The following is a 9,017-nucleotide window of genomic DNA, read 5'->3' on the forward strand; positions in this document are numbered from 1 at the left end:
CCGGCCCGCGTCGCGGTCAGGCGGCCGCAAGCAGCGGAACCGCACCCCTCATCAGCGGAGTCGACTACGCCTCCGGCGTCGGTAACTCAATCGCCTCGCCGTCGACGTACACCGTCGGCTCGGTAAGAATGCCGTCCATGTGGATCGGTGCCTCGGTGTCGCCGCCGATGCCCGCGTCGTCACCGAAGGCGATGTGGACCGTCCCGGCCGCCTTCTCGTCCAAGAGGACACTTCCGACGAGGTCGGTCACACCGAGATTCGTGCCGATGCCGAGTTCGGCCAAATTGTATGCCGCGTCGCCGACTTCCTCGGCGGCCGCCTCGACCTCCGACCGGAGGGCGTCGTCGGAGATGTGTGTGAGTTGGCCGTCCTCGACTTCGATCGTGACCGTCCGTCCGTCGGCGAGTCGGCCGTGCGGGCGGATGGTGCCATCGACCACATAGGTCCCGTCCGCGGACTCGGGGCTTATAAATACCTCGCCCGCCGGCAGGTTCGAGAAGGACTCGGGGTCGTGGACGATTCCGGTGTCCTCGTTCCAGGGCCGATCGCCGAGGTCGAAGGTGATGTCGGTGCCCTGCGGGGAGGTGACCCGGATCTCTTCGGCCCCGGATACGGCCTCAAGCATCGATTCGCAGGCCTCGGCGATCGCCGTGTAGTCGGCGTTGAGGCCGACCGTGAACACCTCCTCGGTGATACCGGGCAGCGTCGCGCCGCGGGCCCCCTCGTCCGTCGCAGCCGAGCGTGCACGGGTGTGGGTGATGCTCTTTGTCGTCGGCGCGAGAAAGCACTCAGCCGTCCGTAGCGCCGCCGCGATCGGTTCCGGGGGCTCCGCGCCGTGTTGTGGGCCGGGGGGATAGCGGACGATCGTGGCGTCCTCGGTCGCCTCGAGGGCGGCGCTGTAGATCGCCTCGCCGATCGGCTCGCGCTTGTCGTCGGTGACGATAACGACGGTTTCGCCGGTCGCAACCGCGAGACACTCTTCAATCGCTGTCCGGGCCGCCCGCGAGACGGCGTCAAAATCCTCGATATCGAGGGTATCGACCCGGGTGTTGCCGGCATCGCCAGCGCGACTGTCGGCGTCAGTATCTGACATACCCTCGGATTGGAACGGCGGGCGCAAAGACGTTCCCCCTCCGGCCGTCCGCGCCGGCTGGGATCGGGTCGAATAGGGGTGGACCGGTTCGAGCCTAGGCAGGTCACCCCGGATCGGGCCAGGGTGCGTCGAACCGAGTCGGCCGCGCCGCGGGAGAGAAACGGTTATTCACGTGGGGTCTCCACCGACACGTATGAGCATCCAGGTCGCGGTCAACGGCTACGGAACCATCGGCAAGCGGGTCGCGGACGCCGTCACGCTCCAACCCGACATGGAGTTGATCGGCGTCGCCAAGACCCGGCCAAACCACGAGGCCGAGTTGGCCGTCGAAAACGGCTACCCGCTGTATGCGGCCATCGAGGACCGGATCGAGTTGTTCGAGGAGGCTGGAATCGACCTCGCCGGCACCGTCGACGCGATGGTCGAGGCCGCCGACGTCGTCGTCGACGCCTGTCCCTCGGGGATCGGCGCGGAAAACAAATCGCTCTATGAGGCCCACGACACTCCGGCGCTGTATCAGGGCGGCGAGGACGCTGACCTCGTTGACGTCTCGTTCAATGCCCGCGGGAACTTCGAGGCCGCGACCGGAGCCGACCACGTTCGCGTCGTCTCCTGTAACACAACCGGGCTCTCACGGCTTCTGGCCCCGCTTCAAGAGGAGTACGGCGTCGAGAAGGCCCGGATCACGCTGATTCGACGCGGCGGCGACCCCGCACAGTCGGGGCGCGGCCCGATCAACGACATCCTGCCGAACCCGATCGGATTGCCTTCTCACCACGGCCCCGACGTGAACACGATCTTCCCTGACCTCGACATCGACACGCTCGGGCTGAAGGTGCCGGCGACCCTGATGCACACCCACTCTGTCAACGTAACGCTCGAATCGAGGCCCGACACCGACGATGTTCGCGAGCTGCTCGACGACCAGACGCGAACGTTCCTCGTCCCGGAAGGGTCCGGGATCGACGGGGCCGGTGCGCTCAAGGAGTTTGCGATGGATCGCGACCGCCCGCGGGCCGACATCTGGGAGAACTGCATTTGGGCCGAGTCAGTCTCGACGGAGGGATCGGACCTGTATCTGTTTCAGGCGATCCATCAAGAGTCCGACGTTGTCCCCGAGAACGTCGACGCGATCCGGGCGGTGCTCGGGACGGCCGACGCCGAGGAGTCGGTCGAACGGACGAACGAGACGATGGGCGTCGGATTCTAACCAAGCGAGACGAACGGGACGATAGAGCTATTTAATCCTCTCTCCATTTGTTGACTGTTTATAAATGGACATCCGGATGCCGAACTATATAAAAGGCTACGTATCTCGTTTTAGCGTTCATTTATATATACGGTCGTTGGGACGTGTATCCGGCCGCCGGACGCGTGTTATACACCTGCCTGTCGCGGCCGCGCTGTTTCCCGCGCCTGCTCGGTTGTCGCGTTGCGTCCTGACTGGCGGTCACGTTCCGTTGTGCAGTCACTTTCTGTCGTATCTCCGTCTCCCATCCACATCCCGAGACACATGACGACCGAGCGCCTGCGTTTCGGACGGCGGTCGAACCCCATGCCGATCGATCGGTCACGAGTCGGATGGTTGCGGTGGCTCCCGATACTGTAACTGACAGAAGGCTTTTGATGGTCTCGGCCATACAAATATGTATGCGCCGTGATGACCGCGACGACCCGTTCGACGACATCTTCAACGAGATAGAACGAATGATGGAAGGAATGGGCGGACACATCGACGCCGCCGACGCCGGCTTCGGCGACGACGCCCACGTCTCGGTGTACGAGGCCGACGAGGAGATCCGCGTCGTTGCGGACCTTCCCGGCGTCGACCGGGAGTCCCTCCGGATCAAGTGTGACGGCCGCCACGTGACCATCTCGGCGTCGACCTCGGCCAGCGAGTACGAGGAACGGATCGAACTTCCGGGGCGTGTCGACGAACACTCCGCGTCGGCGTCGTTCAACAACGGCGTCCTCGAAATCAGGCTCGATCGCGTCGACAGTTCTGCGAACATCGACCTTTCATAACGACGGCCGTCGGGTCCGACCCGGATCGCAGCGCGCGGCAATCCCCTTTCGTTTCGGCGTTCACAAAACGATAAAACGACAGCGTCGGTCATCCCCCGGTCGCGGCGCAGCTTTATATGTTGAACGTCGCTGTTCGGTGTTCGTCATCGTCTTAGTCGTCGTCCGCTGCGGGTTCGACCGAGGAGTCGTCGAGACGTCCGGTATCGAAGCCGCCCCAGTCGAATTTTCGCTGGAAGTACAGCGCGACGTTCACCAAGGCGAGCAGTACCGGCACCTCGATGAGCGGGCCGATGACGGTCGTAAACGCAACGCCGGAGCCGACGCCGAACACCGCGACTGCGACGGCAATCGCCAACTCGAAGTTGTTTGAGGCGGCGGTAAAGCCGATCGCTGTCGTCGTCGAGTAGTCCGCGCCGATCCCACGACCCATCCCGAAGCTCACGAAGAACATCACGACGAAATAAATGGTCAGCGGGATGGCGATCAACAGGACGTCGCTGGGCTGGCCGACGATGCGTTCGCCCTGCATGGCGAACATCACGACCACGGTGAACAGCAGCGCGATCAGCGTCAGCGGGCTGATCGTCGGCTCAAAGGAGTTTTTGTACCACTCGACGCCCTTCGCCCGAGTACCGACGTATCGGGAGAGAACGCCCGCGGCGAAGGGGATCCCGAGGAAGATGGCGATCGCCTGGAACACCTGCGTCGGCGTGATGCCGAACTCGGAGATCCCGGCGACGAGCGCCTCCATGCCGAAAAGCGGCGGTACGAACAGGGCAAAAAACCAGACGTATACGCCGTAGGTAAGAATCTGAAAGACGCTGTTGAATGCGACAAGGCCGGCGGCGTACTCACTTGAGCCCTCGGCGAGTTCGTTCCAGACGAGGACCATCGCGATACAGCGGGCCATCCCGATGAACACCAACCCGAGGAAGAACTCCGGGCGGGCGGGCAACCCCGGTGTGAGCCCGCTGAAGAAGACGACGGCGAGCCCGAACATCAGCGTCGGACCGATCAGCCAGTTCTGGACGAGACTCAAACCGAGCACCTTCACATTCCGGAACACCGCCGGCAGTTGGCCGTAGTTGACCTTCGCCAGCGGCGGATACATCATCGCGATGAGGCCGATTTCGACGAGGTGGAATTCCTGGATGAGTTGTGTCGCCGACGGGGCAACGAACCCGAGACCGATGCCGGTCGCCATCGCACCGAAGATCCAGACGGTGAGATACTTATCGAGAACGTCCATCGAGCGCGGATCGCCACAGGCCTCACAGCCGCACTCGGGGCCGTGCTCGTGACCGGTGGCCTCGGCGCTACTCATCGACGGTTACGCTTCCCTCGAGAACGGTCACGAGTGTGACGGCACGGTTGGTCGCGCGGTACTTTTTCCAGCGGCCCTCCTTGCGTCCCTCGACGAGCCCCGCGTCGACGAGCCTCGAGAGGGCGTGGCTGAGACCGCTTTCGGACACGTCGACGACGGCGTTCAGCTCGCACACACAGAGTTCCTCGCCCGCGGCCACGAGCACGCGGACGAGCGTATACCGTGTTTTGTTTCCGAGCGCCGACAGGACATCCAGTTCCGCCTCGGCCCGCTCGGTTCCGAGCGTCGACGCGAGCGTGTCGAGTTCCTTGAGTCGGCTGTCGACGTCCTCGGTGCAGCACTCCCCGAGTTCGTCCTCGAGGTACCGATGGAGCCGTTCGGTCGCTTGTGACATCACCTGCTCGTTGAGCAGATAGTCAATTAATTGTTCCGGTGGCGGATACGCAAACGGACGCAGCATCGATACGCGAGCTTTGAGCGGGCGCAAACAACGGCTTCACTCCACTATTCGAGCTTTTTCGTGAGATCCCGCGTACAAGAGACATGTCTTGAACACCGGGCGTTACACACTTACATGAGTGATAATTCAATTAAATTCTGAAGATCACGACGGGCGGTCCCTGGTTCCGTCAAAAAAATCCTCGCGTCGCCGCGGCAATGGACCGATCCGCTCGATGACCCACGAACCGCCCGGACGACGGACTCGTCGACCTTCTCAAGCAAACCGACGATCGTATGAGTGATCGAATCGGCCGGACGTTCGCCCAGTCGGACGGGGATGGGTGCTGTTGAGCACCACTGACGAGGCCGTCGTAGCCGCGGCGAAAACGCCTGCCGAGGACCTCAATGAGGTCGAGTCGGCCTCAACCGACGAGGCGTTCACCTCGACGCTCGTCGAGTGCACCGAGGAGCGTATCAAAACAATCGGCGTCGACTACAGCGACGCCTGCGAGGCCGGAAGCGACTGCTGCTAGACGCAGCGGTCGTCTGCGACACCACCCTATATAAACAAAACTGAATATCTCATGCACAGATCGGACTCACGTCCGCGAGCGAGCCGTGAGTCGGTCGCCACCGCGCGAGCCGGTGGCGTACCGCTATATATGCTGGTATCACTAGTCACAAACGCCCCGGAGCTGCCACCACAGTATTTACCCGCCCGACGGCTGGCACACCTCTTAGACCTCCGCAGTCCGGCGAATCAACCCCGCCAACCGGTCGTAAAACCCGGAGTCGTACTTCGTGGCCGAATCGACCGTCGGCCGGGCGTTCGTCTCGTTGACCACGGCGTGGCCGTCCGCAACGAGGAGATCGACGCCAAGCCAGTCGACGTCGAGTTCCTCGGCTGCCGCCTCGGCGAGCTCGCGGCGCTCGGGCGCGAGATCGACGCCGGTCGCCGTCGCGCCGCGGTGGACGTTGTGCTTCCAGCGTCCCGCCGCCCGCTCGGCCGCGGGCAGCCGTCGTTCGACCGCGCCCACGTACTCGCCGTCGACGACCATCGCCCGGAAGTCGCGGGCGTCCGGAAGGAACTCCTGGACCAGAAACGACCGGTCGTCGACGGCGCGGTAGTCGTGGACCAACGAGAGGTACTCACAGATTCCAAAAAAGGAGTCGAGGTCGTCGGCTTTCGCGATGCCGACCCCGCGGGTCGTCGAGTTCGGCTTGACGGTGACGGGCGGATCGAGACGCTCGAAAGCCGCCCGGAGTTCGGAGTCGTCGGCGGGGTTCGAGACGTAGACGCTCTCGGGTGTCGGTACGTCCGCGCGCTCGAGACGCGCGAGCGTCTCGGCCTTGTTTCGGCTCCGGAGGACCGCCGCTTGACCGTTGACCCACGGCACACCGAGGAGGGCGTCGGCAACACCGCCCTCCATAACCCGCGAGGGGTAGACGAAGCCGACATCGAAGCGGTCGCCGACGAGCGGCTCCGAAAGGGGCTGTGCGCGCCCGGTCGTCGGGACGTACCGCGCCTCGATACCGCGTTCGGCGAGGGGGTCGGCGATTCGCTCGAGGGTTTCGGCGTCCGTCGCGACCGCGAGCCGGAGCATACCCGGACCAGGGCTCCGAGGGACTTGAACGCGCCGGAGGGGGACGCGGCGACGACCCCGACTGCAAGCGCTGGTCAGTCGTCGCCGGCCTCGGTCCGGGCCTGCCGTTTGGCCGCCCGCTTGACGAACTCCTCCGGAAGTTCGTCGATCTCGCCGGCCTGGACGCCCCACAGGTGAGCGTAGAGGCCGCCGCTACTGAGCAGTTCGCCGTGGGTACCGCGTTCGACGATTCGGCCGTCCTCTAACACGACGATGGTGTCGGCGTCCTTGATCGTCGAGAGCCGGTGGGCGATGGCGAAGGTGGTTCGGTCGGCGGTGAGGCGATCGAGGCTGCGCTGAATCAACATCTCGGTCTCGGTATCGACGTCGCTCGTCGCCTCGTCGAGGACGAGAATCGCGGGGTCTTTCAGCACCGCCCGGGCGATGGAAACACGCTGGCGTTGCCCCCCAGAGAGCTTGACGCCGCGTTCCCCGACCATCGTGTCGTAGCCGTCCGGAAGGTTGGTGATGAACTCATGAGCCTCGGCCGCCTTCGCGGCCTCGACGATCTCGGCCTCGTCGGCGTCGAAGGCACCGTAGGCGATGTTCTCCTTGACCGTGCCGTAAAACAGGAACGTGTCCTGCCCGACGTAGCCGACGTGTTGGCGCAGTGAGGGCAATGTGGCGTCGCGCACGTCGGTCCCGTCGACCCGGATCGATCCTTCGTCGACATCGTAGAGACGGAGCAGGAGTTTGAGCACGGTCGATTTCCCGGCACCGGTCGGGCCGACCAACGCGAGCGTCTCGCCGCCCGCGACCTCGAAGTCGACGTCGTTGACGATCGGTTCGTCGTCGTACCCGAAGGTGACCGAGTCGTACCGGACGCGACCCTCGGTGACAGCGAGCGGTTCGGCGTCGTCGGCCACCTCGAGCCGGTCGGGTTCGTCCATCAGCCCAAAGATCCGCTCGGCGGACGCGTAGGCACGCTGGTACATATTGATGATCTGTCCGAACTGCGCCATCGGCCAGATGAACCGCTGGGTCAGGAGGATGAACGTGACGAACTCGCCGGTGTACAGCGGTTCAGTGAGCGGTCCCGGGGCCGCCCCGGTCGTCTCCGTCGACAGCACCCACAGGCCGCCGATGAGGAATGTGAGAACGAACCCGATCCCGGCGATGACCCGCAAGCCGGGGAAGAACTTGATCCGCGTCTCAATGGCGTTCCAGTTCGCGTCGAAGTAATCCTCGGAGACGTCCTCGACGCGTTCGGATTCGTAGCGCTCGGTGTTTGCTGACTTGATGACCTGGATGCCACCGAGGTTGTTCTCGAGCCTGGAGTTGACGTTACCGACCGTCGAGCGGACGTCAGCGTACTTCGGCTGAATCGTCCGGATGAACTTGTAGGTAAACAGCGCGATGAGCGGGACCGGTACGAGGGCGATGAGCGCGAGTTGCCAGTTGAGCCAAAAGAGGATGGCCGCGATCCCGAGTACCATCACGGCGAGCCGAAACGTCGAGTTCAGGCCGTCGTTGAGAAAGCGCTCAAGCCGGTTGACATCGTTCGAGAGGATGCTCATCAACTCGCCGGTCTGCTTGTCGGCGAAAAAGGCCATGTCGAGTCGCTGCATCGTATCGTAGGTGTCGGTCCGGATCGAGTGTTGGATGTACTGGGCGAAGGCATTAAACCCCCAGTTTCGGACCCAATGAAACAGCGCGCCAAGGCCGAATGCCGCGGCGATGAGCCCGACGATCAAGAGGAGTTGGCCGTCGCGTGCGGCCGGCGTCCACGCCTCGGGCCACAGCCAGGGCGCGAACGCCTTGTCGTCGCGAAAGACGGCATCGATCGCCAGCCCGAGGAGGACGGGTGGAAGCAGATCGAGCACCCGCGCGAGGATGCTCGCGAGCACGCCGACGGCAAACGGGAACCGCTTCGGGCGGCCGTAGTCCGTGAACAGCCGCCGCATCGGATCCTCGGCGTTCGCCCGCTGGTCCTCGAAGGGGTCGTCCTCGTCGTCCCACGCCATGTCCGCCATTATCGCTAGTCGGCGTCCGCCGGTCATAACGCTTGGCCCCCGGGCGGTTTTAACGCCCTCCGGCTCAGAGCTCGAACCGGATCTCGTCGCCGACCTCGATGCCTCGTTCGGCCGTCCACCCGCGGTTGACCTCAAGGACGTACTGCCCCTGTCCGGGGTACGCTTGGGCGTTGCCGTCCTCACCGGGTCCGGGTTCGGGAGCCTCGTGAATCCGCGTGATCGTCCCGTTTGGCGCGGCAAAGACGATGTCGAGGCCGAACGACATATCGCGCATCACGTAGGTGTACTCGCCGGAACTGCTGTGGAGGAACAACATTCCGGCGTTATCGGGGAGTTCCTCGGTTCTGCTCAGGCCGAGATACCGCTTGCGGAACGTGTCGGCGACCGCCGCCTCGACGGTCCCGCGCTCCGCCCCCGTCTCGCCGTCGACGACGGTCACGTTCGTCCGCTCGTAGTCGTCGGTCTCGGCTGTCGGGTCGTAGCCGTCGCCGAGCAACGGGCTGATAATCCCGACAGAG

General features: G+C 64.1%; 9 protein-coding genes. 3 read left to right on the forward strand and 6 right to left on the reverse strand.

Annotation, left to right across the window (positions count from 1 at the left end):
- Positions 1-64 precede the first annotated feature (64 nt).
- Positions 65-1,093: an aminopeptidase gene (locus ACI944_RS08030; RefSeq protein ID WP_411718534.1), complete on the reverse strand. Its 1,029-nt coding sequence runs from the start codon at positions 1,091-1,093 to the stop codon at positions 65-67.
- 193 nt (positions 1,094-1,286) lie between these two features.
- Here ACI944_RS08030 and ACI944_RS08035 point away from each other — a divergent pair, with 193 nt between their 5' ends.
- Together ACI944_RS08035 and ACI944_RS08040 are read left to right on the forward strand one after the other, a co-directional pair.
- Positions 1,287-2,303 (forward strand): type II glyceraldehyde-3-phosphate dehydrogenase, encoded by a 1,017-nt coding sequence (locus ACI944_RS08035; protein WP_411718535.1) that lies wholly within the window; start codon positions 1,287-1,289, stop codon positions 2,301-2,303.
- Between the two features lie 440 nt (positions 2,304-2,743).
- Complete coding sequence (locus ACI944_RS08040; protein ID WP_411718537.1) at positions 2,744-3,118, forward strand: Hsp20/alpha crystallin family protein; 375 nt, start codon at positions 2,744-2,746, stop codon at positions 3,116-3,118.
- A gap of 151 nt (positions 3,119-3,269) precedes the next feature.
- Here ACI944_RS08040 and arsB read toward each other — a convergent pair whose 3' ends face one another.
- Together arsB and ACI944_RS08050 are read right to left on the reverse strand one after the other, a co-directional pair.
- The gene (arsB, locus tag ACI944_RS08045; RefSeq protein ID WP_411718538.1) at positions 3,270-4,442 is read right to left on the reverse strand and encodes an ACR3 family arsenite efflux transporter; all 1,173 of its coding nucleotides are present in this window, start codon (positions 4,440-4,442) and stop codon (positions 3,270-3,272) included.
- Positions 4,435-4,836, reverse strand: coding sequence for an ArsR/SmtB family transcription factor (locus ACI944_RS08050; protein WP_411718539.1), 402 nt, complete (start codon positions 4,834-4,836; stop codon positions 4,435-4,437). Before ACI944_RS08050 ends, arsB begins: the two co-directional genes overlap by 8 nt.
- A gap of 394 nt (positions 4,837-5,230) precedes the next feature.
- Between ACI944_RS08050 and hcsS the strand changes: the two genes are divergently transcribed.
- A complete protein-coding gene (hcsS, locus tag ACI944_RS08055; protein WP_411718540.1) occupies positions 5,231-5,416 on the forward strand; it encodes a halo-CC-star protein HcsS in 186 nt (61 codons plus the stop codon).
- Positions 5,417-5,620: 204 nt separating this feature from the next.
- On the opposite strand, the gene ACI944_RS08060 is transcribed toward hcsS, so the two are convergent.
- The 3 genes from ACI944_RS08060 to ACI944_RS08070 form a co-directional block, all read right to left on the reverse strand.
- Positions 5,621-6,487, reverse strand: a complete 867-nt coding sequence (locus tag ACI944_RS08060) for an ATP-grasp domain-containing protein (protein WP_411718541.1) — start codon at positions 6,485-6,487, stop codon at positions 5,621-5,623.
- Positions 6,488-6,561: 74 nt separating this feature from the next.
- Positions 6,562-8,490: an ABC transporter ATP-binding protein gene (locus tag ACI944_RS08065; protein WP_411718543.1), complete on the reverse strand. Its 1,929-nt coding sequence runs from the start codon at positions 8,488-8,490 to the stop codon at positions 6,562-6,564.
- A gap of 73 nt (positions 8,491-8,563) precedes the next feature.
- Positions 8,564-9,017, reverse strand: a 454-nt coding sequence (locus ACI944_RS08070) for a DUF192 domain-containing protein (protein ID WP_411718542.1), incomplete at its 5' end; no start/stop codon positions are given.

This window comes from Natronomonas sp., assembly GCF_046710025.1.
Taxonomy (GTDB): Archaea; Halobacteriota; Halobacteria; order Halobacteriales; family Haloarculaceae; genus Natronomonas.

What these genes read in the sequence shown, in the direction of transcription:
- ACI944_RS08060 (WP_411718541.1), bottom strand. Translation starts at nt 6,487, where the DNA reads ATGCTCCGGCTCGCGGTCGCGACGGACGCCGAAACCCTCGAGCGAATC.
- arsB (WP_411718538.1), bottom strand. Translation starts at nt 4,442, where the DNA reads ATGAGTAGCGCCGAGGCCACCGGTCACGAGCACGGCCCCGAGTGCGGC.
- ACI944_RS08035 (WP_411718535.1), top strand. Translation starts at nt 1,287, where the DNA reads ATGAGCATCCAGGTCGCGGTCAACGGCTACGGAACCATCGGCAAGCGG.
- ACI944_RS08050 (WP_411718539.1), bottom strand. Translation starts at nt 4,836, where the DNA reads ATGTCACAAGCGACCGAACGGCTCCATCGGTACCTCGAGGACGAACTC.
- ACI944_RS08040 (WP_411718537.1), top strand. Translation starts at nt 2,744, where the DNA reads ATGCGCCGTGATGACCGCGACGACCCGTTCGACGACATCTTCAACGAG.
- ACI944_RS08065 (WP_411718543.1), bottom strand. Translation starts at nt 8,490, where the DNA reads ATGGCGTGGGACGACGAGGACGACCCCTTCGAGGACCAGCGGGCGAAC.
- ACI944_RS08030 (WP_411718534.1), bottom strand. Translation starts at nt 1,093, where the DNA reads ATGTCAGATACTGACGCCGACAGTCGCGCTGGCGATGCCGGCAACACC.